This window comes from Anoxybacillus ayderensis, assembly GCF_013761015.1.
Taxonomy (GTDB): Bacteria; Bacillota; Bacilli; order Bacillales; family Anoxybacillaceae; genus Anoxybacillus; species Anoxybacillus ayderensis.
The window spans coordinates 157,848-182,934 of sequence record NZ_JACDUV010000001.1; the positions used below are offsets into that span (position 1 = coordinate 157,848).

A 25,087-nucleotide genomic window follows, 5' to 3' on the forward strand; every position below is an offset into this window, starting at 1 on the left:
ATTTTCTTGTGTATAAATGTTCTTCTTTCTGTTCACAATGGTTGCTGAGGTGATGAACATGAAAGAAGAAAACAAAAAAGTTTCAAAGTTGTTCCGTAAACGTTGGGTTGTTCCTTCGATTTATTTGTTAAGCGCAGCGCTTATTTTAACAGGCGTGCTTTGGTTCCAAAGCAAAACAAACGATATCGTGCAACCGCCTGTTGATGAAACAAAACCGGGCACAGCTGTCAACGAACAAGAATCTGTTCCTGTCCAACAAGCCGTTGAACAAATCGCGATGCCTGTCCTTGATCCAAACGCTGTCGAAATTGCAAAACCGTTTTACGACTTTAATGCATCAGCCGAAGAACAAGAAGCTGCTCTCGTCTCTTATAATGATGAATATTATCCGAACAAAGGTGTCGACATCGCGATGAAAAACGGCGAAAGCTTTGATGTGACCGCATCGTTAAGCGGGACGGTCGTTAAAGCCGAAAAAGACCCACTCTTTGGTTACGTCGTTCATATTCAACACGATCGCGGCGTCGTGACGGTATATCAATCATTAAAAGACGTACAAGTGAAAACAGGTGATACAGTAAAACAAGGACAAGTGATTGCGAAGGCAGGAACAAACGAGTTTAATAAAGAAGCAGGCGTCCACGTCCATTTTGAAATTCGGAAAGATGGGCAAGCCGTTAACCCGGTCGCTTACTTCGATCAACCGCTTAGCGCATTAGAAGCGAAAGAACAACAAACGGAACAACAAGAAACAAATCAAAACAAAACAAATGAACAAGAAAGCGATCCGTCAAGCACTGTTCCAGATGCTTCGATCGGAATGGCAAGAACATGAACAGATGGGCAAAATGCTCATCTGTTCGCTTTTTTATGGAATATATTTTCTTCTTCCCTAATACACTATTACAAACTTGAACAACGAGGGTGTTTGAGGTGAGATGAACGATTAATAGATGAGATTGACGACTTTGTTATGAACGAGTAAACGCCACTGCGATCAACGCCTTATACGTCTCATTTCACACTTCTCACATCCAACTTAGGGAGGGCGAGCAGTGTGCACGATTACATCAAAGAGCGTACAATCAAGATTGGCAAGTATATCGTGGAGACGAGAAAAACCGTTCGCGTCATCGCGAAAGAGTTCGGTGTGTCCAAAAGCACCGTGCATAAAGACTTAACGGAACGGCTCCCGGAAATTAACCCCGAATTAGCGAATGAAGTAAAAGAAATTTTAGATTACCATAAATCCATTCGCCATTTGCGTGGAGGAGAAGCGACGAAGAAAAAGTATAAAAAAGAAACGGAGCAAGCGACGTAAATTTGTTGTTCCCCTTGTCAAAAATATTCTCTTTTTTTCGCCATCGTTGTGGTAGAATATCTTATTAGGAGAAACGGCAAGGAGGAACATATATGTTTTTAGCAAGAGATATCGGCATCGATCTCGGCACGGCGAACGTGTTGATTTATGTCAAAGGAAAAGGCATTGTATTAAACGAACCTTCTGTTGTGGCGATTGACCAGCATACGAAGCGGGTGTTAGCGGTCGGAGAAGAAGCGCGGCGCATGGTCGGACGTACGCCTGGGCATATTGTTGCCATCCGTCCGTTAAAAGATGGTGTCATTGCGGATTTTGAAATTACAGAAGCGATGCTAAAACATTTTTTAAGCAAGCTGAACTTAAAAGGATGGTTTGCGAAACCGCGCATTTTAATTTGTTGCCCAACAAACATTACATCAGTAGAGCGTAAAGCGATTAAAGAAGCAGCAGAAAAAAGCGGCGGCAAAAAAGTGTACTTAGAAGAAGAGCCGAAAGTGGCAGCGATCGGCGCAGGGATGGATATTTTCCAACCTTCTGGAAACATGGTCATCGACATCGGTGGCGGTACGACAGACGTTGCCGTTTTATCGATGGGTGATATCGTCACATCTGCATCAATTAAAGTAGCGGGCGATAAATTTGACCAAGAAATTTTAAGTTATATTAAACGAGAATATAAACTATTAATCGGTGAGCGAACGGCGGAAGAAATTAAAATAAACATCGCTACGGTCTTTCCAGACGCGCGCGATGAAGCGATGGACATTCGCGGACGCGATTTAGTGACAGGGTTGCCAAGAACGATTACGATTCGTTCTGGAGAGATTGAAAAAGCGTTACGCGAAACGGTATATACGATCGTCCAAACGGCAAAAAGCGTCCTTGAGCGCACACCGCCGGAATTATCGGCAGACATTATCGACCGCGGCATTTTCTTAACAGGCGGCGGTGCATTGCTTCACGGCATCGATCAACTGCTTGCGCAAGAGTTGAAAGTGCCTGTCTTTATTGCAGAAAATCCGATGGATTGCGTCGCGATCGGCACAGGATTAATGCTTGATAACATTGACAAAGCTCCATATCGTCAACTCGTGTAGGTGCCATTGGGAAATGGTACCTATTCGCTTTTTTTCCCCATTTCTTTTATAATGGAAGTAGTGTAAAAACGATTGGGGAGGACGTTTTATGTTTCGCGGACTATATACAGCGGCTTCAGGCATGCTTTCTCAACAGCGGCGCATTGAAATGATGACGAACAATATCGCAAACGCCAACACGCCAGGCTACAAAGCTGATCAAGCGTCATTACGAGCTTTTCCAGATATGCTGATGCATCGCATTCAACAAACGACGATTCCGACTGAAAAAAAACCGACGTGGCGTGATCGTACATATATCGGTCCGCTATCGACAGGCGTGTACGTGCAAGAGCTTGTGCCAAACTTTGCCCAAGGGGATATACGCGAAACAGGCAATAACACCGATATGGCAATCGTTGATGGGACAGGCACATCGTTTTTTATCGTACAAAATGAAGCAGGCGACGTTCGTTACACGCGAAACGGTCATTTCACCATAGATGCAGACGGATTTTTAACGACGGCGGACGGTTTTTACGTGCTTGATGAAAACGGGAACCGCATGCAAGTAGGCGATGAGCAGTTTACAGTACGTGAAGACGGCACGATTACAAAAGATGGACAGACGATCGCACGCCTTGGCATCGCTTATGCGGCAAACGTTCAATCGCTAGCGAAAGAAGGGAACGGTCTATTTCGAGCAGAAGGCGAGCTTCCGCGTGCTGAAGCGTATACGATTCGCCAACAATATATTGAACGCTCGAACGTCGATTTATCTCGCGCGATGACAGATATGCTTTCAGCTTACCGAGCGTTTGAAGCGAACCAAAAAATTTTACAAGCGTACGACAAAAGCATGGACAAAGCAGCCAACGAAATTGGCCGCCTAAAGTAGGAGGATATGTATGTTGCGCTCAATGATTACTGCTGCTAATACAATGAACCAGCTACAACAACAGCTTGACGTCATTAGCCACAATATCGCAAACGTCAACACGACCGGGTTTAAAAAGCGCGATGCCGTATTTGGCGAACTGCTCGCTCAACAATTTCAAAACTCGCCAAAGACAGACGAAGCCCCGCGCTTCACGCCTGACGGTCTTCGTCTTGGCGTCGGAGCGAAAGTAGCGTCGACACATATGCAAATGAAGCAAGGGTCTGTTGTAAAAACAGATCGTCCGCTTGATCTCGCTTTTACAAAAGAAGGGCAGTTTTTCCGCATTCGTGTCGATGATGCGATTCAATATACGCGCGACGGTGCGTTTTACCTTAGTCCGTCCGCGAACAATCCAGATGAACTGATGCTTGTCACAGCGGATGGTTATGCGGTATTAGATGAAAACGATGAACCGATTACCGTGCACGAAGGGTTTAAAGATATTCAAGTCACTCAAAACGGCACGATGCAATTCATTGCGCCAAACGGAAACATCATGCAAACGGTAAACATCGGTGTTTCATACGTGCCGCGCCCGCAGCTTATGCAAGCGCTCGGCGACAACCGATTTGCTTTCCCTGCTGATGTAAATGCACCAAATACGGTCATCAATTTAACTAACAACAACCGTAACGCCATCTCAATGCAACAATACGCCCTTGAACAATCGAACGTGGAACTAGCGACAGAAATGAGCGAACTCATGATCACGCAACGGTCATACCAGCTCAATGCTCGGGCAATTACATTATCGGATCAAATGATGGGGCTCATTAACGGTATTCGTTCATAGAGAGGGAAAACGATGGAGGAAAAACAAACGAAAAAACGTTCACTTCGCCGTCCGCGCCGTCGTCTCATTCCGATTTGGCTTCGCCTGGTGATTGTGCTCGTTCTCGTAGCGCTAAGCGGGGCGATCGGGGCGATGGTCGGTTACGGTATACTCGGCGACGGCAAGCCATTTGACGCACTCAAACCAACAACATGGCAACATATTATCGATTTAATCGAAAAACAGTAGTGGACAGACCACTTGAAAACATGATACATTGAAAACAAATACGGAAGGGAGATCCTTCCGTTTTTTTATAAAGGAGGAAGAAAGTATGCTTGATATGCAACAAATTCAACAAATTATTCCACATCGCTATCCGTTTTTACTCGTTGATCGCATTGTGGAAGTGGAAGAAGGAAAACGAGCCGTTGGCATAAAAAACGTCAGTGCCAATGAACAATTTTTTGTCGGTCATTTCCCTGAATATCCCGTCATGCCGGGCGTATTAATTGTTGAAGCGCTCGCACAAGTTGGGGCTGTCGCCATGTTAATGAAAGAAGAAAACCGCGGCCGTCTCGCCTTTTTCACAGGCATTGACAACTGCCGATTTAAAAAGCAAGTGAAACCAGGTGATCAACTTCGTTTAGAAGTCGAAATGATTCGCTTTAAAGGTGCCATCGGCAAAGGAAAGGGCATCGCTACAGTCGATGGCGAACTCGTTTGCGAAACAGAAATTATGTTTGCACTTGGAGAAAAATAATGTATAACCGTCTCCTTTCTGGGCATGTTATGAGTGATTACATACATGACAGAAAGGAGAACAACGATGAAAACAAAATGGCTATTCAAACTACTTAGCGCGCTCATCGCCATTATGGTCGTGACCGGTTGTAACAATGACGATACAGACAACGACATGAACAACCAAGAAGAAATGCAGCCGGGCGAAGACACAAATGAAGGTGTCGGCGACGATGAAAACGACGCTGTGCCAGACGAAGAAGACGCTGTCGAGGACGCTGAAGATATGAACGATGCAGACAATACGGACGAATAAGCGCAAGAGATTTCCTCTTGCGTTTTTTTATTCCCTTCCTTCCTATAAACGTTATCATAGTTATAAAAAAACTTTGTCAATACACGTTTCTTTAGGATACATTAACGGTTGACGATAATGATATGGAGGGTTTTTATATATGTTAAAACAGCTTCCTCATCGCTTGAAAATGAACATCACGCTATCGATTAAAAAAGTGTTCGAAAGATATATGGCGACGATTGATTGGGATGAAACGAAATACGATGCGGCAGCGTTGATGGAACAGTGGCGTCATTATTTATACAATGAAGCGACATGGTTTGCACAATTAGACGATAAGATGAAAACAAACCCGCAATTTCATGAACAGCTCGCTGACCGCATGAACGAAATTATCGACCAACTCGTCAACGAACCTCCAACAGACGACCAAATTGCAGAAATTAACCGTCTCGTTGAACGGCTCGGCATCGATGATTTTCCATACGGCTGTAAGTTAGAAGCAAAATATCATATCGAACGTCTCCGACAAGAATTAAAAAAAGGGGCACCTCGTCTGTAAAAGGTGCCTAAACTTTGCTTTTTCTTACTATTGCATTTGCAAATGTTCTTTTAGTTTATTGGAAATTTGCAGTCTTTCTTCTTCTGGTACCATCAAATAATATACTCCATTCATCTTCGTCCCTTTTCCTTTTATGTGTAATTGTTCAATATTGTGACGAGCTTCTTTATAGTTTGATTGAATGAGCTTCATTTCTTCAAATGTTAAATTTGTTTTTATATTTTTCCCGATGGCAGATAAAACATCGCTGTAGTTAGTTAACGAAGAAAAGCTAGCCCCTTTTTTAATAATGGCTTCGATAATTTGTTTTTGGCGATCTTGGCGCCCAAAGTCACCACGTGGATCATCATAGCGCATGCGCGAGTATTTTAGTGCTTTTTCACCGTTCAGCGTAATTTCTCCTTTAGGGAACGAAACTCCTTCATATGTGAACGCAAAAGGGTTGTTTACAGTAACTCCACCTAAAGCATCTACAATATCTTTGAAGCTTTCCATATTTACTTTAATGTAGTAATCAACAGGAATATCTAAAAACTTTTCGACAGTTGCGATTGTCATTTCAACGCCGCCAAAAGCATACGAGTGGTTAATTTTATCCGCTTTCCCTTTTCCTACAATTTCAGTTCTTGTATCGCGAGGAATACTTAACATTTCAACGGATCTCTTTTGTGGATTAACCGTCATAATAATTAGTGAGTCCGCTCGTCCGCGATCGTTTTTTCTCTCATCCACTCCAATAAGTAAGATAGAGATAGGATCTTTATTTTCTAGGGAAAATTCCTCTATTCGTTTCTCGGATTTTGTTCGATTAATAGGCTCGTGCATATTACTTACTGTTTCTTGAACCTTATTATAAAGTGAGTAAACGTATCCTCCTATGGCAAGAAAAATAAGGGAAATCAATATCCCAGCGATAAATAGGCGTTTTCGTCTTTTTTTGCGACGATCTGTTCTCATAAACATCTCCCTCTATTTTAAAATTCTAACCATGATTATATGTTTTTTTTTATTTGTATACAATGTTAAATTTTGAGCAGTTAATTTTTGAATGTTATCGTTTTAATTTTGCTAAAATGTTCTTCTACTAATATACGTTGATGTTCATTTGTTTGTATGTTATCATAGAGTGTGTTATTGTGTGATATAATTGCGAAATATGTATTTTTTTGTCTTAAACATCCTACTTTTTTCTTAGCTTATTATTTAATTCTTTTTCTTTATATGTTTTCGTCTATTAACTAAGCTTTCTGTTTCAAAGAGGGGGATTTTATTGAAAAAAGTTCGTAAAGCCATCATCCCAGCGGCAGGGTTGGGCACACGCTTTTTACCAGCGACAAAGGCAATGCCAAAAGAGATGTTGCCAATTGTAGATAAACCTACTATTCAATATATCGTAGAAGAAGCTATCGATTCAGGAATTGAAGATATTATTATTGTAACAGGAAAAGGGAAGCGTGCAATTGAAGATCATTTTGATTATGCAGTAGAACTAGAGTATAACTTAAAAGAAAAAGGAAAATGGGATCTTTTAGAGAAAGTGAAGGAGCCTTCTAAAGTTGATATTCACTATATTCGTCAAAAAGAGCCTAAAGGATTAGGGCATGCTGTTTGGTGTGCTCGCAAATTTATTGGGGACGAGCCGTTTGCAGTACTTCTTGGAGATGACATTGTTCAATCAGAAACACCTTGTTTAAAACAGTTGATTGATCAATTTGAAAAAACAGGATTTTCTATCATTGGGGTTAAGTCTGTGCCTGATCATGAAACTTCGCGATATGGTATCATTGATCCGCTTCAGAAACAAGGAAATCTCTATGAGGTTCGTCAGTTTGTTGAGAAGCCCCCGAAAGGTATGGCCCCATCTAACTTAGCTATTATGGGGAGGTATATTTTAACTCCGCAAATTTTTGAGCTTCTCGAACAGCAAGAAGTTGGAGCGGGCGGGGAAATTCAATTAACTGACGCTATCCAGAAGCTAAACGAGATGCAGAAAGTTTATGCTTATGAGTTTGAAGGAAAACGTTATGACGTGGGAGAAAAGCTCGGCTTTATCCAAACAACAATTGAGTTTGCGCTTCAAAGTGAAGAACTGCGAGATGATTTAATTCATTTCATGAAAAACATTATTAAAGTATAGAAAGAGATTCATATAAACATTGAAATGATCAAGGAGGGGAATGTGAATGAAATCGGAGGCTGTTGCTCGAAGTATACAAGTAGAACATAGTCAAAGAAGTATAGCAGTTAACGATAGCATATTTTATTTAGCTGCTAAAAGAACGTTAGATATACTCGGCTCTTTATTAGGTTTAATTTGTTTATCATGGTTATTTATTATTGTGGCGATTTTAATTAAATTAGAGGATCCAAAAGGTCCTGTGATTTTTAAGCAATTGCGCGTGGGGAAAAACGGTAAACAATTTTATATGTATAAGTTTCGATCAATGGTGACAAATGCTGAAGAAATGTTAGAATCTTTATTGCATTTGAACGAAACAACGGGAGCCATGTTTAAAATGAAAGAAGACCCACGAGTCACGAGAATAGGAAAGTTTATTAGAAAAACAAGCATTGATGAATTGCCGCAACTTTGGAATGTTTTAAAAGGAGATATGAGTTTAGTTGGTCCTCGTCCTCCATTACCAAGGGAAGTGGCACATTATACTGAATATGATAAGCAACGCTTGCTCGTTATGCCTGGTTGTACAGGCTTGTGGCAAGTAAGTGGAAGAAACGACGTAGGATTTAGAGAGATGGTTGAACTAGATTTACAATATATTCGGAATCGTTCGTTGCTTTATGATGTGAAAATCATCCTTCAAACAATTAAAATTATGTTTAAACCGAACGGTGCATACTAATTCAATATACTTCTTGCTACGCCAACCGATTGCACGAACTCTTTTGCTATTGAGCTACTCTGTTTCAATACCTGTATATTATTTGAGGTATTGAAATAGGGTAGCTGAGTTGTTTAAATAAGTGCAATGTATGCAGCTTCCAAACTGATCACCCCTTATATACTAAATCCCTAACTTTGCTACATTGCTTCCACTTTTATTCAAGATGCTTGATAAAGCAACTTAGAGAGGAGCATCGAAATGAAGCGAAAAATTGAGTATTTCCAAAGCATTCTTTTATATAAAGATCAAACAAATATAAAAAAATTTTTGCCTTTTTTATTTGTTTTTCTATTGTTTCAAGACGTGTTTTTTCAAAATGTGAATATGTTGAGTCATTCCGTTGGGAAAATGGTGAATTACTTTGATGAAATTGTCATTATCTTAGGCTTGCCATATGTTTTTCGTCTTTTTAATAGCCACAATTATAGTTTAAAGGGAGATTATATTGCGAAATCGTTGTTAATAATGTTATTAATAGGTATGATTTCTAGTATTGCTAATGAAGTTCCATTTCATATTATGCTTCAAGGAGCGTTTTTAACTTTCAAAGGCTTTTTAGTATTTTACATTATTCGTTCCATTTCGTTCACACAAGAAGATATTCAAAAGTTTGTGACCGTATTTAAAAATGTGACGATTGTAGTCATTTTTTTTAGTATCGTTGATATGATTTTCCCTGAATTTTTAAGGAGTTTGCTTCATACAAATGAACGAATTGACATTCGTATGGGAATGGTGAGTATACAGTCAATATTTAATCATCCGGGTGTGTACGGGTGGTATATGGGATTTGTTAGCTTATATTTGCTAGCAAAGTATAAGGTGATACGGAAAAAGAAAGATGGATTGCTGACCATTGGAGCATTTATTGCATCGTTTTTATCTTTTCGTTTTAAAACGGTTTTAGGTTTAATTGTAAATACTATTTTTTCCTTTGTAAGCTACTATCGATTATTTTCTTTAAAAAAGTATAAAGATAACAGGAAGTTTTGGTGGATTATTTTTGTTGGCATTGTTGTTGCTGCAAGTTTTATCATCGTAGCCGGTTATTTAACTGTTTTAACTATTCAGCGATACATTGCTGTTGATTATACTGAATCTGCTCGAAAAGCTTTATATGTTTTTGGATTTGTAATTGCTTATAAAGAATTTCCTTTCGGTGTTGGGTTAGGTCGTTATGGGAGTTGGACCGCTCGAGAACATTACAGTCCTGTTTATTTCGAATATGGTCTTGATAAAATTTATGGGCTTTATTCAAAAGATCCGAAGTGGGCAACAGATACGTATTGGCCAGCAATAATGGGGGAATTTGGGTTTATCGGTGCCGTTTTATTATTGAGCATTTTCTTTGCTATGTTTATGTTTATTTATAGAGCTTATAAGCGACATCACCAAGGTCAATTAGAAGAAAAAGCTTTCCTGTTTTTTGGATTACTCGTTATTATTCAAAGCTTTATTGAGTCGTTTGGAGAACAAGTTTATAACAGCGGTCCACAATATATATTTATCTTTTCAGTTTTAGGAGTATGTTTTTCGATAGCCGATCGAACAATGAAAGAGAAAGGTGACAACATGAAGCCAACCGTTTTAACGATAGGTTCTTCCTTAAAAGATAAAGGAGGGATCGTAACAGTTATTCATAATATACGCGATTCTTTCATATCTGAAAAGTTTCATTTAGATATGGTCGAAACATATATTACAGGAAGTAAAAGGGATAGACTGAAAATATTTTTAAAAGGTTTCTTTCAATTTCTGTACAAAATGTTTATGAATAGACCAGATGTTGTTCATATTCATATGTCTTACAAAGGAAGTTTTTACAGGAAATCAATATTTATTTTGCTTACAAAGCTAATATTTCATGTGCCAACAATTGTTCATATTCACGGTTCAAGTTTTAAAGATTTTTATGCGAGCTTAAGTAATGTCCAGAAGAAATATGTTAAGTATGTGTTGAACCAAGCAGATAAGCTCATTGTTTTGTCAGAGGAATGGAAGAAATTCTTTAGTGAAATAGCTAACGAACATAAAATTAAAATTTTGTACAACGGAGTACATTTATCTCACTTTACGGGAACACGAGCGAACGATGTACCTATTTGCTTGTTCCTGGGACGGTTAGGAAAACGGAAAGGAACTTACGATTTATTAGAATGTGCACGTGTGATGAAAGATCGAAAGTTAAAGTTTAAATTGCTGTTAGCTGGAGATGGAGAGATCGAGAAGGTAGAGGAGTATATTAAAAAATATGAATTACAAAACTATATCGAAGTGTTAGGTTGGATTAGCGGGAATGAGAAAACAGAGCTGTTAAAGAAGGCAGATATTTTTGTATTACCTTCTTATAACGAAGGGTTGCCGATGGCTATATTAGAAGCGATGGACTTCGGATTGCCGATCGTAAGCACGCCGGTAGGAGGAATTCCTGAAGCGGTTAAGCACTTAGAAAATGGATTTTTAGTTCAACCGGGAGATACCGAGTCTATCGTTTTAGCGTTAGAAAACCTCATTATAAATAAAGATTTGAGGGAAAGAATGGGAGAAAAAAATAAAGAAAAAGTAAAAAATAAATTTGATTTAAATGTGTTATTACATGACTTAGAACAAGTATACAATGAACTTATAAAAAATAGGTGATGATGAGTGATGGCGGAAGAAAAACTAAGAGTTTGTTTAATTAGCTCAACAGGGGGACATTTAGCTCAATTGTTGCAGCTTATCCCTATTGTAAAAAAATATGAGTATTTTATTGTAACAGAAAAAAGCGAGATGAGTATGTCGTTACCTAAGAAACATCAAACGTATTTTTTAATGCAGCAAGATCGAAAAAATCCTTTCTTTTTATTTCAGTTTATAAGTAATGTCTTCCGATCGATAACTATTTTAATTAAAGAAAAACCAGACGTTGTTATAACAACCGGAGCAGGAGCGGTTATTCCCACTTGTTTATTTGGAAAGATGATGGGTAAGAAAATTGTTTATATCGAAAGCTTTGCTAAAATCCATTCACCAACATTAACTGGTAGAGTGGTATATAAATTTGCTGATCGCTTTTACATTCAGTGGGAAGAGTTAAGAGAATATTATCCAAAAGCGAAATATCGAGGTGTTATATATTGATTTTTGTCACAGTAGGTACACAACGGTTTCCTTTCGACAGGCTATTTAAAAAACTGGATGAGTTAGTCGAACAAAATGTTATTCGTGATTCGATTGTTGCTCAAGTAGGTTATACACAGTATACACCGAAACATTTTCGCTCTTTCCCCTTTATTAGTGCGGAAGAGATGGAAAAATATATTCAAGAAAGTGATCTCATTATAACGCATAGCGGAACAAGTTCAATTATTAAATGTTTGAAGTATGGGAAAAAGGTTGTAGTTGTCCCTCGTTTAGCAAAATATAAAGAGCATGTTGATGATCATCAGCTCGAGATTGCACAGCTGTTTGCGGCTAAAAACTTTATCGAACCGGTATATCATATAGAGGAGCTCGGGGAGAAAATCGAAAAAGCAAAGGTGGGGCATTACGCCTCATACAATTTCGATAATAGTCGTTTATTACAGTCTATCAGCAATTATTTAGATGAGCTAAACAAAGATTTAAAATAATGGGGTTTTTGTCATGGGAAATAGATTACTAAAAGCGGGAGCATTTATTTTTATTGTTACTTTAATCAGTAAAATTCTTGGCTTTTTAAGAGAAACGCTCATCGCATACCGCTTTGGAACATCTTTGGAGTCAGACGCTTACTTTGTGGCGTTGACTCCTTCTATGTTAGCTGTTACCTTCTCGATGAGTTTAAGTAGTGTATTTTTACCTACGTTCATTAAACATTGTAAAAACAAAAAGAAAGGGTTTTTATTTTCGAATCGAGTTTTAGTTTTATTTTTTAGTATTTTTGTTTTGATGTATATGCTTATATTGTTACGAGGAGATGTGTTTGTTTCTTTAATGGCTCCAGGAATGAATGGAGAAGGAAAAATACTAGCAGCCCATATGCTGAAAATTTTATTTCCGGTTTCTTTCCTTGTTATAGCTATTCAAATATATACGGTGATGCTGAACAGTTTTGACCAATACTTTTTACCTTCTGCTAGCATTTTACCTAATAATTTACTCATCATTTTATACTTGTTGTTATTTGGTGATACATTTGGTATTTTTGGAGTGTCTTATATTACATTTATTGCATTTTTCATTCAATTTATCATTTTATACTGGAGCTTAAGTAAAATCGGATACTCTTTTCGGGTTGTTCATTTTTTTGATGTTACAACGAAAGAGTTTATGATTCTTCTCATGCCTCTTCTTGTTAGTACGATGTTTAGCCAATTCAACGCTATCGTTGATCGACTGTTAGCTTCTACTCTCGAAGAAGGGAGCATTTCCGCCTTAATGTATTCATACAAGCTAAGAACATTAATCCTTGGTGTTTTTGTGACGAGCATTATTTCTGTTACAGCTCCAAAAATATCGAGGCTTGTTCAACAAGACGAGTTAGATGAGGTTGGTACGGTCACAAGAGAAAGTGTTTTAAGTGTTTTTTTATTTATGGCACCACTTACATGGATATGTATGTTATTTAGCGAGGAAATAATTCACATTCTTTTTGAACGAGGGGAATTTGATCGGCGAGCGACTATTTTGACTTCTGAAGTATTTTTTTATAGCTCCATTGCCATTTTAGCAGCAAGTTTTCGGGATATTGTTGTTCGCACATTTTATGCTTTTGGGGATACAAAAACTCCGACAAATATTATTATATTAAGCCTTATTTTTAACATGGTATCAAGCTATATATTTGTGAAAATGATCGGACTCCCGGGGTTAGGTCTTTCGTTGTCACTCGCTGTTTCTGTTTCAGCATGGATAATTACTTTAAGGTTAAATAAATTAATACCAAATGTGTGGAAGTTCAAAGCGTTTTACACGGACATGTTAAAAATTTTAATATGCTCAATTGCTCCAGCCGCTCTTTTCATATTACTAAAGAACAATTTTTCTATCTTTCATCTTCATTTTTATGAAACATTTGTGACGAAGTTTATTTTTTTGGTCAGTTGTTTCACTTTGTACTATTTTATCTTTGTCCTACTTTTGTTAGCATTTAAGGTTGAAATATTAACGATTTTTATGAGAGATACTGTACTTAAAAAATTAAAAAAAGGATGATGAGACGTGAACGTTTTAATCATTAATGCCCATTCGTCCAAAAACAAAGGTGATGCTGGCATCATTCTTTCAATGATCGATTCTTTACAAAAACATATCCCCAATTGCCAAATAAAAATTAAAAGTCGTTTTCCGGAGATCGACATGAAAGCATATGATGTCCCCGTTTCCTCTTGTGTGGCAAATGTATCGATTGATCCAAAAAAAAGTAAAATATACAAATTAGGAAGCGCCATAAAATTATTAAAACTGTTAGTAGGGGATGCGAAACATATTCCTTATGCCGAAGATTATGAGTGGGCAGATGTTGTCATTAGCTGCGGTGGAGGCTTTTTGCTTTCCCACGGATTTAGCGTAGCTTTGTTACAACACCTCGTTCAAATAAAAGTAGCACTTGATTATAACAAGCCTGTTGTTATTTATTCTCAATCGATTGGTCCTTTTTACAACCGGTTTATGCAGAAGGTTGCTAAAAATATATTAAATCGGGTTACAAGAATATATATTCGAGAAGAAATATCAAAACGATGGTTACAAGAAATTGGTTGCAATCATAAAGACATTTATGTTGTTCCTGATGCAGCGTTTTGTTTATGTGCTGAGCAATCTGAGCGAGTGGATCAGCTATTTGAAAATATAAAAAAGCAGCATAACGGTCCGTATATTGGAATGACGGTTCGTGATTGGAATTTTCCAGAGGTAAGTAACAAGGTGTATCATAGACAAAAATATATTGAGAGCATTCGAACAGCAATAAAATTTATTGAGAACAATTATAATGGGAAAGTATTGCTTATGCCTCAAGTTTTAGGACCGAATCCGTTTAATGATGATCGAATTATAAGTAGGGAGATTTTGAGGGAGCTTTCCGACATAAATGCCGAGTTAATAGATTGTGATCTTCATCCTAGAGAATTAAAGTATTTTTACTCGAAAATGGATATGTTTATCGGAACTAGAATGCATTCAAATATTTTTGCGTTAGCTTCGGAAGTACCAACAGTCGCCATTAACTATGAACATAAAACGAAAGGAATTATGGAACTATTACAATTAGGAGAATATGTTTTAGATATTAACGATATTACACCAGAAAATATCGTCCATGTTATTGAACAATGTTGGAACAATCGAGTAGCTTTAAAAAACCATTTAGCATCGCATATTCCGGTTGTTGTTGAACAGGCTGAAAGCCCTGCACAATTTGTTTCTGAACTAAAAAATTAAATTTTTAAGAAAGGATCGAATCGAAATGAGAAAAATAACTGTTGTTGGAACAGGTTATGTTGGTCTAGTTACCGGAGTTTGCTTATCAGATATTGGACATGAAGTCACTTGTTTAGATGTAGATGAAAAAAAAGTAGAAATGATGAAAAAAGGAAAATCTCCTATTTACGAGCCAGGGTTGGAAGAACTTATGGTAAAAAATATGGAACAAGGCCGTCTACATTTCACCACTAATACCAAGCAAGCCTTTGCTGATGCAGAAGTCATTTATATCGCTGTCGGAACACCGCAAAAAGAAGATGGTTCTGCTAATTTACAATTTGTGGAACAAGTTGCTAAACAAATTGCAGAGCATATTGTTCGAGACACGATTGTTGTCACAAAAAGTACAGTACCAGTTGGAACAAATGAAAAAATTTATAATATTATTAACGAACATAAAAAGGAAAATGTTCAAGTGGATGTTGTATCGAACCCAGAATTTTTAAGGGAAGGTTCAGCAATTTATGATACGTTTCATGGCGATCGCATTGTCATTGGTGCTCAAAATGAGAAAGCTGCTGCAATTATAGAAGAAATTAATAAACCTTTTGGTTTACCTGTTGTAAAGACGGATATCCGAAGCGCAGAGATGATTAAATATGCTTCAAATGCTTTTTTGGCGACAAAAATTAGTTTCATCAATGAGATTTCAAATATTTGTGAAAAAGTTGGAGCAAATGTAGAAGATGTTGCTTACGGTATGGGGCTTGACCAACGTATTGGTAGTCAATTTTTGAAAGCAGGAATCGGCTATGGAGGATCTTGTTTTCCTAAGGATACTCGTGCACTCGTACAAATTGCAGGAGACGTGCAACATAAATTTGAATTACTAGAAGCAGTTATTAATGTAAATAATAAACAACAGTTACTTTTAATAGAAAAAGCTAAAAAACGATTTGGCAGTTTAAAAGGTAAAAAATTTGCAATATTAGGTTTAGCTTTTAAACCAAATACTGATGATATGAGGGAAGCTGCGTCGATTGTCGTTTCTAAAAAGTTAATTGATGAAGGTGCTGAGGTTGTCGCCTTTGATCCTATTGCGATGGACAATGCAAAAAAAGTATTACCTGCTGACGTACAGTATGCAAGTTGTGTTGAAGAGGCTTTAACAGGTGTTGATGCGGCATTCATTTTGACAGAGTGGGAAGAATTTAAACAACTGCCAATTACAACATATGAAAAACAAATGAAGGAACCAATTATTTTTGATGGACGAAACTGTTATTCTTTAAAAGAAGTACAAAAATATAAAGTGGAGTACTATTCCGTTGGAAGACCTGTAATTAATAATGTGTTTACGGCTTCTTTTTAGCTATTATATGGTAGAGATCGACTTGTCTAAAATAATCGAATGTTCACATCGAAAGCGATTGCGATGAAAGGAGTTTGTGTATGATTTTAGTCGTTGGTGGGGCAGGGTATATCGGTAGCCACGTCGTCAAACAGTTAGTGGAAACAAACTCAGTCGTTGTGCTTGATAATTTATCGACAGGACATCGGTATTTAGTCGATAAACGAGCGGTGTTTGTGCATGGCGATTTAGGTGATCGGGCAGCGCTCGTGCGCATTTTTGAAAAATATCCGATCGATGCGGTCATGCATTTTGCGGCAAATAGTTTAGTTGGCGAGTCGGTTGTCGATCCGATGAAATATTATAAAAATAATGTGGCAGCGACGTTAACGTTATTAGAAACGATGATGGAATATGGAGTGAAGCGCTTCATTTTTTCGTCGACAGCTGCGGTGTATGGCATTCCGAACGTCGATATCATTACAGAACAATGTCCGACGCTTCCAATTAATCCGTACGGTCGCTCGAAGTTAATGATTGAGCATATGCTTTCTGATTTTGCATCAGCGTACGATTTACGTTACGTTGTGTTGCGCTATTTTAATGCGGCAGGTGCGCATGTAAGTGGCGACATTGGGGAGGATCACGACCCAGAGACGCACCTAATTCCGCTTATTTTGCAACATTTGCTCGGATTGCGCGATAAAATTTCAGTGTTTGGCACAGATTACGATACGCCAGATGGCACATGTATTCGCGATTACATTCATGTGATGGATTTAGCGGAGGCGCACATTCTCGCTTTGCATGCCCTTCTTTCTGATGAGAAAAAGACGGCTGTATACAACCTTGGCAACGGGCTCGGCTATTCGGTGAAAGAAGTGATCGACATGTGCGAGCGCGTGACAGGGAAAAAAGCAACGATTGAATATACAGCGCGCCGTCCGGGAGATCCGGCTCGCCTTGTTGCTTCGTCCGAAAAAATTGCCCGCGAACTCGGTTGGCAAGCGACACGTTCGTTAGAGGACATCATTAAAACCGCTTGGAATTGGCATAGTAAGCAAAGAGGTTGAATACGTTTCAGCCTCTTTTTTCGTTTGTTCCCAAATTTGACAATGGATTTATGTGTTCGTTACTCTATCATTAGAACAAACATGGGGGGAGATATAATGGGCATTAGCCATTTTTCGATTCGGCGTCCTGTGCTGACATTTGTGTCGATGATTATCGTCATTCTTTTAGGGGCGGTATCGTTATTAAATATTCCGATGAAGTTAATTCCAGATATTCAGCCACCTGTTGGGGTTGTTGTGGCGACGTATCCGGGGGCAGGGCCAACGGAAGTGCTTGAAAAAGTGACGAAGCCGTTAGAAAGCAGTTTAGCGACGTTGCCGGGGTTAAAGTCGATGACGTCAACATCCCAAGAAGGCTCGGCGCTCATTTTATTGCAGTTTTCATGGGCGACAGTCATTGATGAGATGCAAAATGATGTGATGCAGCGCATCGATCAAGCACCACTTCCAGATGATGTGCAAAAGCCGCGATTTTTAAAGTTTGACCCATCGCAGTTTCCGGTCATTCAAATGACGTTAACGAGCAAAGACGGGACGGATGAGTTGAACGCATTAGCGCAACAGTTAAAAGCGGAGCTTGCAAAAACAGAAGGTGTGGCGAGCGTGAACGTATCGGGCACGTTAACGAAACGGGTGCGCGTGCTCGTTGATCAAAATAAACTTCGTACATATCGCCTGTCGCAACAAGATATCGCTAACTTGATTTCAGCCAATAACGTGTCGCTTCCGGGTGAAACAGTTGTCATCGATGAGCGGCAATTGTCGACGCGCATTTTAAGTACCGTGCAATCGGTTGATGATTTAAAAAAGCTTGTTATTGCGATCAATCCGTTGACGAATGAACGCATTCGTCTACAAGACGTGGCGAAAGTTGAGCTCGTTTCACCAAAGCAACAAACGATTACGCGAACGAATGAACGACCATCTGTGCTCATGAGCGTACTGCAAAAGGCAGATGCGAATACGGCAGAAGTGTCACAATCGTTTCAAAAGCAGCTAGATAAGCTATTGAAAAAAGAACAATTTAAAAACGTCCATGTCGATATTTTATTTGACCAAGGGGAGTTTATTGAACGGACGATTCGCAATATTGCCCAGTCGCTCGTTTTAGGTGGCGCGTTTGCGATGGCTGTGTTGTTTTTATTTTTACGCAATATAAAAAGCCCGATTATTATCGGCATCGCCATTCCGTATTCCGTCATTGTGACGTTCGTTTTAATGTATTTTTCCGACTTTACGTTAAATATTATGACGCTTGGCGGATTAGCGCTCGGAATCGGTATGCTTGTCGACAACTCGATCGTCGTCATCGAAAATATTTCGCGCCATTTAGCGATGGGGAAAGAGCCGAAAGAAGCGGCAAAAGACGGGGTGAGCGAAGTCGGAAGCGCCATTGTCGCCTCGACGTTGACGAGCGTGGCTGTATTTATTCCTGTATTGTTTATTACCGGATTAATTGGTGATTTGTTTACCGAATTTGCGTTAACGATTGCGTTTAGTTTGCTTGCTTCGTTATTTGTCGCGTTAACGGTTGTCCCGATGCTTGCGAGCCGTTGGCTACGTCCGCGCAGACGTTATCGGGAAGAAGCGCGATTATCTTCTGCCCCGATGCGCGCGCTGGAAAAAAGTGTGCGTTGGGCATTGCGCCATCGTTTGATCGTGTTATTGTTCGCGGTTGGATTGCTTGGCGTCGGTGTTGTCGGGTTAACGAAAGTAGGCATGCAGTTTTTACCGAATACAGATGAAGGATTTTTCTCCATTCGCGTGCAAACGGATGACGGCTATGCTTTAGAAGCGACAGAGCGCGTCGTTGCGGCCATTGAACATGAGTTAAAGAAAGTCGATGAGATTGAAACGTACGTCAGTCTCATCGGTTCAACGCAAGAACAGTCGTTTCGCGGGACGACGCAAAGCAACGTCGCTGAAATATATGTGAAAATGAAGCCGAAAGATGAGCGAAATCGGTCTGTGTTCGTCGTCGTTGACGAATTAAAAGCGCCCGTGCAACAAGCGGTAAAAAACGTGAATCAAACTGCGGAAGTATCGTTTAACTTGCAAGCGTCGACAGGAAGTGCGCCAAATACGTTAATATTTAGTGTAAAAGATACGGATGAACGGCGCTTAAAGAAAGTCGTTAGCCAAATTGAAAAACGAGTGAAGGCATTAAAAGAAGTGAAAGAAGTATCGACAGATTTATCAGAAACGGTCGATGAAATTCAAGTACAGATCGATCGCGATAAAGCGTTGCAGCATGGACTGACACCTGCGCAAGTGGCGGTCGTTGCCCAACAAATGACGCGCGGAATGACAGCGACGCGCATCATTGACGCATCTGCGAACGTGTACGATGTGACGGTCGAATACGATGAAAACGTGAAAAATTCTGTATCCGACTTAAAGCAGTTGCTTGTGAAAAAGCCGGACGGTTCGTTTGTGAAACTCGGCGATATCGCCTCGGTTACAGTTGGAAAAAGCCGCGTCCAAATTCAGCGCGTAAATGAGCAAAGCGCGGTACAGTTTACAGTGAAATATAAAAGCTCGGTGACGCTGAGTGATATATCTGCCCTTGTTGACCGAGAAATTGCCAAGCTCGATCTTCCGTCTGAAACGGACATCGTCTTCGGCGGCGATCGGGAGCTATTAGAATCGTCGATTGATGATTTAGCGTTAGCGTTTGCGTTGGCGGTGACGTTCGTCTATCTTGTTATGGCAGCGCAGTTTGAATCGTTTAAACATCCGTTTATTATTATGTTTACCATTCCGCTCATGATCATCGGCATTACAGCTGGATTATGGCTAACACAAACGCCAATGAGCGTTATGGTCATTATTGGTGGCATCGTCCTTGCGGGCATTGTCGTGAACAATGCGATTGTGCTTGTGGACTACATGAACCAGATGCGTGCGCGCGGGGAGCGAGATATTATTGTCACAGGGGTGAAACTTCGTCTTCGACCGATTTTAATGACGGCGTTAACGACGATTTTAGGTTTGTTGCCGCTTGCTTTTGGTATCGGTGACGGAGCAGAACTCAATCAACCGATGGCGATTACGGTCATTGGCGGATTAATCAGCAGCACCTTTTTAACTTTATTTATTATCCCGATTGTATATAGCTTTACGTTACCAAGAAAGTTTTACATTCAAAAATAAACAGCCGGTCGTGCCGGCTGTTTATTTTTTTCGCTCTGCTAGTTTTTTTGCCATTTGTTCAAGCAGTTTTTCCCATAACGTTTGTTGTTTCGTTCCTTTTTTCTTTGCCATGTTTCACCTCATGAAAGCGTAAATAGTTCACGCAATTGTTCGTTCGACATTTCGGTAATCCACGTGTCGCTTTGGATGAGCTGTTCATTGAGCGCTTGTTTTTTCTCGAGCATATCATCAATTTTTTCTTCAATTGTACCCGTTGTAATGAATTTATGCACATGGACGAATTTCGTTTGCCCGATGCGATACGCACGGTCTGTCGCTTGATTTTCAACGGCAGGGTTCCACCAACGGTCAAAATGGATGACGTGATTTGCGGCGGTTAAGTTTAACCCTGTGCCGCCTGCTTTCAGCGACAAAATGAATATATGAAACTGTCCGTTTTGAAATTGCTCAATCATCGTGTCGCGCGTCTGTTTCGGTGTGCTTCCGTTTAAAAAGACGACGGTTTCTTTCAAATGTGTCGATAACACATGTTGGATCATTTCACCCATTTGAATATATTGGGTGAAAATTAAACAACTTTCCCCGTTTTCACGAATTTGTTCGACAAGTTCAAGCAATTTTTCTAGTTTATGTGACCGTTCAACGACTTGTTTTGGATGCTCTTCTTTTAAATAAAGCGCAGGGTGATTGCATAGTTGCTTTAAATTGTTTAACATTTGTAAAATAATCCCGCGCCGCGCAAAGCCGTCTACTTGTTCGAGTTTTTCGAGCGATTGTTGCACAATTTGTTCATATAACGAAGCTTGCTCGACGGTTAGCGGGCAATATTCTTTTTGTTCTAGTTTATCTGGTAAATCAAGCGCAATGCGTTCGTCTGTTTTCGTTCGGCGCAGTAAAAACGGGCGAATCAAGTTTTGTAGTTTTTCTGTTGCCTGCTGATCGCCATTTTTTTCGATCGGCGTCGCAAAGCGGCGTTGAAATTCTGTTTGTGAGCCTAAGTAGCCCGGATTTAAAAAGTGGAAAATGCTCCATAGCTCGTTTAACCGGTTTTCAATCGGTGTTCCTGTGAGCGCAATTTTATGCTGTCCTTTCAGCTTGCGAATGGCGCGCGCTTGCTTCGTTTGGGCGTTTTTAATGTTTTGCGCTTCATCTAAACAAATGACGTCCCAGTTGATGCTGGCCAAATCGTCAAAATCTAAATGCGCCAAGCTATACGATGTAATGACGAGATCGTAGCTTTTTACCTTTTCGGCAAACGCATCGCCGTGTTCGCGATTTGCTCCGTGATGGACGTAAACGTTTAAAGACGGCACGAATTGCTTACATTCTTTTTGCCAGTTGCCGATGACGCTCGTCGGGCAAATGAGCAAGGCGGGTCCTTTTCGTTTTTCATTTTCTTTCACATATGCAAAATAGGCGAGCATTTGGATCGTTTTTCCGAGTCCCATATCATCAGCTAAACAGCCGCCAAAGCCGAACTGACGCAAAAAGACGAGCCAATCGACACCGCGTTGTTGATATGGGCGTAACGTACCGTGAAACGTTTTTGGCACGGGGACGGTCGGAATATGGTCGATATGTTTTAATTTTTGAATGAGCGACGTAAACGAACGGTTCAGTTCAATGTCAATCGGATCATCATGTTCATCTTGTTCTGTTCGTTGGTCGGCAAGTGTTTGCGCAAGCACGTCGCGAATAGATAGCCCTTCTTTTTTCGCTTGTTTGATTAGCGTTTGAACGCGTTGAATAAGCGCAGGATCAAGCTGCACCCATTGATCGCGAATGCGCACGAGGCGACGTTTTTGAGCCACGAGTTCCGCAAATTGCTGTTCTGTCAATTCGACACCGTTTGTGGCGATCCGCCAGTCGAAATCAAGCAGTGCATCTAATCCGAATACAGATTTCGATGATGATTTGACGCGGGCTTTTACCCGAAGTTTTGTTTGCTTAACGACTTCCCACCATTCTGGTACAATGACGCGGACACCTGCTTCGGTGAGTTCAATAGTTGCTTCCACTAAAAAGCGCCACGCTTCTTCTTCGTTTAGTTCGTTGCGCAACGCGCCGTTTTCGCTCAGCCACGGGACGATCGCTTGCCATCGTTGTTGTGCCCGTTCGACGTGACTAGCGTACGCTTGCCAAGCTTTCGGCATATGTGGATAAACGGTGATGTCGTTTGTTGTTGTGTCGATGAGCCCCGTTTCAAGCGACCATGCTCCACCACCTTCCTTAGGTTCGTTTAAACGAATCGCAACGACAAAAGGCGGACGGTTTTGATCCCAACCGATTTCCGTTAACCAATCGTGCTCGTCCATCAATGGCGCACCGTCGCTTGTCAGAAGCGGATACGTTTTCGCGATTTGTTCCCACATTTCTTTTAGTTTTATGTCAGATTGAATCCAGTCGTTTATCGCTTCTGAGCGCCACATAGCAACGAACGGATGGTCTTCTTCTATTCCTTTCCAGCCGAATTGTCCGTTTTTCCATGCTTCAAAGTCAGGCATAAACTGTTTTTGTTCGATATGTGCAATAATTTGTTTTGCCCACGCTTGAAATTGTTTACTTTGTTCATCCCATATGATGTCAACGAACTCGTTTGTGGATGGATAAGCAAAAAACGTGAGCGCTTCCCAAGGAGAAAGGAGAACGCCAATATGTGTTCCAATCGTCTCGATAGGGGCAAATGTGCCATAAAACGTTTCTTCATGCCAACAAAAGACGAGGTCTCTCCAATTACTTGGATGTGTATCGTCGCTATAAATGAAAAATTGTTTTTGTTCCTCAAGCCAGCGGCTTTGTAATTCCAGTTGCATCATATGAATTTCCCTTTCCGTAATAAATCTTGAAAGGCACGCAATCGTTTTGTTTGTTCAGCGAGTTTTGTAATATATGTTTCCCAGCGAGGCATTTGTTTTAAAGCACGATAATGAGCCCGTAGTTTTCGTAAATGTTTGATTGCTTGTTCGTATGCGCTCCGATTTTTTTGTTCGATGTAGTACATAATCGTTTGATGATAAAGCGGAAAAACGAGCGAATGATCTGCTTGTTCAACAGATTTCAAATGATATGGTGGAATCATATCGACGGTTGCTTTTTCGAGCATATATAAGTCGGTTAGTTTTTTCCATTTTTGTTCATCGAATAAGTAGTCGATGTACATATAAAAACTATACGGAAGAAGCTTTTGAAGAAGCTGTTCGTATCGTTCTGTTTCGTCGCTTTTTGTTGCGATGCGGTATTGACTATACGCAGATAATACGGTGCGAACAAACCAATCGCGGTCAGTCATACGAAGCGAATGTAAGTATGATTCCATATTTTTTTCAAGCCGATGAAACCACTCAGCTCCGCGTTGTATTTGTTTTTTCGCAAATGACATATGCATAAAATCGACGATATGTTCCGTTGCTAAATATGGAAACGGTTCAATGAGCTGATAAGCTTGCTGATCGTTTTCAAGCAAAAACGATACGTATGAAGCGGTAGCGATAAATGGTAGTTTTTGTTCGACTGTTTCTTTCTCATTTAGCTGTTTTATCGCCCAGTTGCATTCTTCTTCGCGATATGACGGATCGGTGAATACATATGTCCACATTGTTTCATATACATCTAGTATTTGTCTAAAGTACGTTAATTCGCCTGACAATATGCTTCGTGCGTACGGCATTGACGCATATATGAGTTGTTCGTGCAGCTTTGTACGCGGCTTTTTCGCTAAGTCTTTGATCGCTTGTTGTACTTTTGGAACAAACTGAGTGATATGTCGCTCTTGCATGATCGCGGAGTAGCCCCATGCATGTTGTGGGATATGAACGAGTTTCACAAATGTAAATAAGGCGGCATGGACATAATAAAAATGATCTAAAAACGGTGCTTTTGATGTTGGACGTTCGAATGTTGAAAAAAAAGATTGAACGAGCTTGCGCATATGTTCTTCCTCTGTGAGATCGTAAAGAAACATGCGACCATACCGTTCTTCAAACGATTGCCACCACGCATCAACGACGTTTGTTTTCGTCGTATCTTCTATGTTTGAATTTGATTGAGTTTTTGTGACCTTTTGTTTTTCTTCGCTTATCGCCTGTTTTTCCTTGCTTCCTGTCTGTTTTTGTTTTGCATTTGGCTCTTTCCATTGCCGAATCAAGTTTCCGACCGCATCGATTTGATTGTACGCATATAAAAATAACGCAACATTGTGCGGACATAACCCGATTGTTGTGCAAGAACAAGACGAGCCGGCCGCTTGTTTCAGTCGAAAAGAAGGTTCATACGTTTGACCGCGGTCTGTCACCTTTCCTTTTAATATATCCTCCTCAACTGTTACGTTATATACATGTCCTGTGCGATACAGTTGCCATGCTCGCTTGATGACGTCGCTATGCTTTTTGTACGGTAAAAGTTTCATGAGACGTTGAGCCGCTTTTGTCATCACTTCTTGCGATAACATCGTCTGTAACATACGAAAGCTCCTTTTTCATCAATTTGCCCTTATTTTAGCATGTGTGTT

22 protein-coding genes are annotated in these 25,087 nt (G+C 40.0%); 19 read left to right on the forward strand and 3 right to left on the reverse strand.

Going from position 1 to position 25,087, the window contains the following annotated elements; all coding sequences use genetic code 11:
- Positions 1–58 precede the first annotated feature (58 nt).
- The 9 genes from spoIIQ to HNR63_RS00865 all read left to right on the forward strand — a co-directional run bounded on the left by spoIIQ (position 59) and on the right by HNR63_RS00865 (position 5,713).
- On the forward strand, positions 59–835 hold the full coding sequence (gene spoIIQ, locus HNR63_RS00825) for a stage II sporulation protein SpoIIQ (protein WP_246316693.1): 777 nt from the start codon (positions 59–61) through the stop codon (positions 833–835).
- Between the two features lie 222 nt (positions 836–1,057).
- The gene (gene spoIIID, locus HNR63_RS00830) at positions 1,058–1,321 is read left to right on the forward strand and encodes a sporulation transcriptional regulator SpoIIID (protein WP_003396966.1); all 264 of its coding nucleotides are present in this window, start codon (positions 1,058–1,060) and stop codon (positions 1,319–1,321) included.
- 92 nt (positions 1,322–1,413) lie between these two features.
- Complete coding sequence (gene mreB / locus HNR63_RS00835; protein WP_181519478.1) at positions 1,414–2,418, forward strand: rod shape-determining protein; 1,005 nt, start codon at positions 1,414–1,416, stop codon at positions 2,416–2,418.
- Between the two features lie 88 nt (positions 2,419–2,506).
- A complete protein-coding gene (gene flgF / locus HNR63_RS00840) occupies positions 2,507–3,295 on the forward strand; it encodes a flagellar basal-body rod protein FlgF (protein WP_181519479.1) in 789 nt (262 codons plus the stop codon).
- Between the two features lie 10 nt (positions 3,296–3,305).
- A complete protein-coding gene (locus HNR63_RS00845) occupies positions 3,306–4,130 on the forward strand; it encodes a flagellar hook-basal body protein (RefSeq protein ID WP_181519480.1) in 825 nt (274 codons plus the stop codon).
- Between the two features lie 12 nt (positions 4,131–4,142).
- Positions 4,143–4,358 carry a DNA-directed RNA polymerase subunit beta gene (locus HNR63_RS00850; protein ID WP_181519481.1) on the forward strand — a complete coding sequence of 72 codons (216 nt, stop codon included), beginning with the start codon at positions 4,143–4,145 and terminating at the stop codon, positions 4,356–4,358.
- A gap of 85 nt (positions 4,359–4,443) precedes the next feature.
- Positions 4,444–4,872, forward strand: coding sequence for a 3-hydroxyacyl-ACP dehydratase FabZ (gene fabZ / locus HNR63_RS00855; RefSeq protein ID WP_021095078.1), 429 nt, complete (start codon positions 4,444–4,446; stop codon positions 4,870–4,872).
- A 66-nt stretch (positions 4,873–4,938) separates the two neighbouring features.
- The gene (locus HNR63_RS00860; RefSeq protein ID WP_009361897.1) at positions 4,939–5,169 is read left to right on the forward strand and encodes a hypothetical protein; all 231 of its coding nucleotides are present in this window, start codon (positions 4,939–4,941) and stop codon (positions 5,167–5,169) included.
- Positions 5,170–5,308: 139 nt separating this feature from the next.
- Positions 5,309–5,713 (forward strand): hypothetical protein, encoded by a 405-nt coding sequence (locus HNR63_RS00865; RefSeq protein WP_181519482.1) that lies wholly within the window; start codon positions 5,309–5,311, stop codon positions 5,711–5,713.
- A 27-nt stretch (positions 5,714–5,740) separates the two neighbouring features.
- Here the strand turns inward: HNR63_RS00865 and tagU are convergent, their stop codons facing one another.
- Positions 5,741–6,670, reverse strand: coding sequence for a polyisoprenyl-teichoic acid--peptidoglycan teichoic acid transferase TagU (tagU, locus tag HNR63_RS00870; protein ID WP_181519483.1), 930 nt, complete (start codon positions 6,668–6,670; stop codon positions 5,741–5,743).
- 313 nt (positions 6,671–6,983) lie between these two features.
- Between tagU and galU the strand changes: the two genes are divergently transcribed.
- From galU to HNR63_RS00920, 10 genes are all read left to right on the forward strand, one after another.
- Positions 6,984–7,850 carry a UTP--glucose-1-phosphate uridylyltransferase GalU gene (galU, locus tag HNR63_RS00875; RefSeq protein WP_181519484.1) on the forward strand — a complete coding sequence of 289 codons (867 nt, stop codon included), beginning with the start codon at positions 6,984–6,986 and terminating at the stop codon, positions 7,848–7,850.
- A 46-nt stretch (positions 7,851–7,896) separates the two neighbouring features.
- Positions 7,897–8,574 (forward strand): sugar transferase, encoded by a 678-nt coding sequence (locus HNR63_RS00880; protein ID WP_181519485.1) that lies wholly within the window; start codon positions 7,897–7,899, stop codon positions 8,572–8,574.
- A 240-nt stretch (positions 8,575–8,814) separates the two neighbouring features.
- On the forward strand, positions 8,815–11,256 hold the full coding sequence (locus HNR63_RS13815) for a glycosyltransferase (protein ID WP_246316694.1): 2,442 nt from the start codon (positions 8,815–8,817) through the stop codon (positions 11,254–11,256).
- Between the two features lie 9 nt (positions 11,257–11,265).
- The gene (gene pssD / locus HNR63_RS00890; RefSeq protein WP_181519655.1) at positions 11,266–11,739 is read left to right on the forward strand and encodes a PssD/Cps14F family polysaccharide biosynthesis glycosyltransferase; all 474 of its coding nucleotides are present in this window, start codon (positions 11,266–11,268) and stop codon (positions 11,737–11,739) included.
- A complete protein-coding gene (gene pssE / locus HNR63_RS00895) occupies positions 11,736–12,230 on the forward strand; it encodes a PssE/Cps14G family polysaccharide biosynthesis glycosyltransferase (RefSeq protein ID WP_181519486.1) in 495 nt (164 codons plus the stop codon). The genes pssD and pssE overlap by 4 nt, the downstream gene beginning before the upstream one ends.
- A gap of 13 nt (positions 12,231–12,243) precedes the next feature.
- The gene (gene murJ, locus HNR63_RS00900; RefSeq protein ID WP_181519487.1) at positions 12,244–13,794 is read left to right on the forward strand and encodes a murein biosynthesis integral membrane protein MurJ; all 1,551 of its coding nucleotides are present in this window, start codon (positions 12,244–12,246) and stop codon (positions 13,792–13,794) included.
- A gap of 6 nt (positions 13,795–13,800) precedes the next feature.
- Positions 13,801–15,021 carry a polysaccharide pyruvyl transferase family protein gene (locus HNR63_RS00905; protein WP_181519488.1) on the forward strand — a complete coding sequence of 407 codons (1,221 nt, stop codon included), beginning with the start codon at positions 13,801–13,803 and terminating at the stop codon, positions 15,019–15,021.
- 25 nt (positions 15,022–15,046) lie between these two features.
- Positions 15,047–16,375, forward strand: coding sequence for a UDP-glucose dehydrogenase family protein (locus HNR63_RS00910; protein ID WP_181519489.1), 1,329 nt, complete (start codon positions 15,047–15,049; stop codon positions 16,373–16,375).
- A gap of 80 nt (positions 16,376–16,455) precedes the next feature.
- The gene (gene galE / locus HNR63_RS00915; protein ID WP_181519490.1) at positions 16,456–17,427 is read left to right on the forward strand and encodes a UDP-glucose 4-epimerase GalE; all 972 of its coding nucleotides are present in this window, start codon (positions 16,456–16,458) and stop codon (positions 17,425–17,427) included.
- Between the two features lie 96 nt (positions 17,428–17,523).
- Complete coding sequence (locus HNR63_RS00920) at positions 17,524–20,580, forward strand: efflux RND transporter permease subunit (RefSeq protein WP_181519491.1); 3,057 nt, start codon at positions 17,524–17,526, stop codon at positions 20,578–20,580.
- 119 nt (positions 20,581–20,699) lie between these two features.
- On the opposite strand, the gene HNR63_RS00925 is transcribed toward HNR63_RS00920, so the two are convergent.
- Together HNR63_RS00925 and HNR63_RS00930 are read right to left on the reverse strand one after the other, a co-directional pair.
- Positions 20,700–23,396, reverse strand: a complete 2,697-nt coding sequence (locus tag HNR63_RS00925; RefSeq protein WP_181519492.1) for a DEAD/DEAH box helicase — start codon at positions 23,394–23,396, stop codon at positions 20,700–20,702.
- The gene (locus HNR63_RS00930) at positions 23,393–25,039 is read right to left on the reverse strand and encodes an SWIM zinc finger family protein (protein ID WP_181519493.1); all 1,647 of its coding nucleotides are present in this window, start codon (positions 25,037–25,039) and stop codon (positions 23,393–23,395) included. Before HNR63_RS00930 ends, HNR63_RS00925 begins: the two co-directional genes overlap by 4 nt.
- Positions 25,040–25,087 lie beyond the last annotated feature (48 nt).

Coding starts and splice junctions, on each gene's coding strand:
- spoIIQ (WP_246316693.1), top strand. CDS start 59: ATGAAAGAAGAAAACAAAAAAGTTTCAAAGTTGTTCCGTAAACGTTGG.
- mreB (WP_181519478.1), top strand. CDS start 1,414: ATGTTTTTAGCAAGAGATATCGGCATCGATCTCGGCACGGCGAACGTG.
- flgF (WP_181519479.1), top strand. CDS start 2,507: ATGTTTCGCGGACTATATACAGCGGCTTCAGGCATGCTTTCTCAACAG.
- HNR63_RS00845 (WP_181519480.1), top strand. CDS start 3,306: ATGTTGCGCTCAATGATTACTGCTGCTAATACAATGAACCAGCTACAA.
- HNR63_RS00850 (WP_181519481.1), top strand. CDS start 4,143: ATGGAGGAAAAACAAACGAAAAAACGTTCACTTCGCCGTCCGCGCCGT.
- fabZ (WP_021095078.1), top strand. CDS start 4,444: ATGCTTGATATGCAACAAATTCAACAAATTATTCCACATCGCTATCCG.
- HNR63_RS00860 (WP_009361897.1), top strand. CDS start 4,939: ATGAAAACAAAATGGCTATTCAAACTACTTAGCGCGCTCATCGCCATT.
- HNR63_RS00865 (WP_181519482.1), top strand. CDS start 5,309: ATGTTAAAACAGCTTCCTCATCGCTTGAAAATGAACATCACGCTATCG.
- tagU (WP_181519483.1), bottom strand. CDS start 6,670: ATGAGAACAGATCGTCGCAAAAAAAGACGAAAACGCCTATTTATCGCT.
- HNR63_RS00880 (WP_181519485.1), top strand. CDS start 7,897: ATGAAATCGGAGGCTGTTGCTCGAAGTATACAAGTAGAACATAGTCAA.
- HNR63_RS13815 (WP_246316694.1), top strand. CDS start 8,815: ATGAAGCGAAAAATTGAGTATTTCCAAAGCATTCTTTTATATAAAGAT.
- pssD (WP_181519655.1), top strand. CDS start 11,266: ATGGCGGAAGAAAAACTAAGAGTTTGTTTAATTAGCTCAACAGGGGGA.
- murJ (WP_181519487.1), top strand. CDS start 12,244: ATGGGAAATAGATTACTAAAAGCGGGAGCATTTATTTTTATTGTTACT.
- HNR63_RS00910 (WP_181519489.1), top strand. CDS start 15,047: ATGAGAAAAATAACTGTTGTTGGAACAGGTTATGTTGGTCTAGTTACC.
- galE (WP_181519490.1), top strand. CDS start 16,456: ATGATTTTAGTCGTTGGTGGGGCAGGGTATATCGGTAGCCACGTCGTC.
- HNR63_RS00920 (WP_181519491.1), top strand. CDS start 17,524: ATGGGCATTAGCCATTTTTCGATTCGGCGTCCTGTGCTGACATTTGTG.
- HNR63_RS00925 (WP_181519492.1), bottom strand. CDS start 23,396: ATGATGCAACTGGAATTACAAAGCCGCTGGCTTGAGGAACAAAAACAA.
- HNR63_RS00930 (WP_181519493.1), bottom strand. CDS start 25,039: ATGTTACAGACGATGTTATCGCAAGAAGTGATGACAAAAGCGGCTCAA.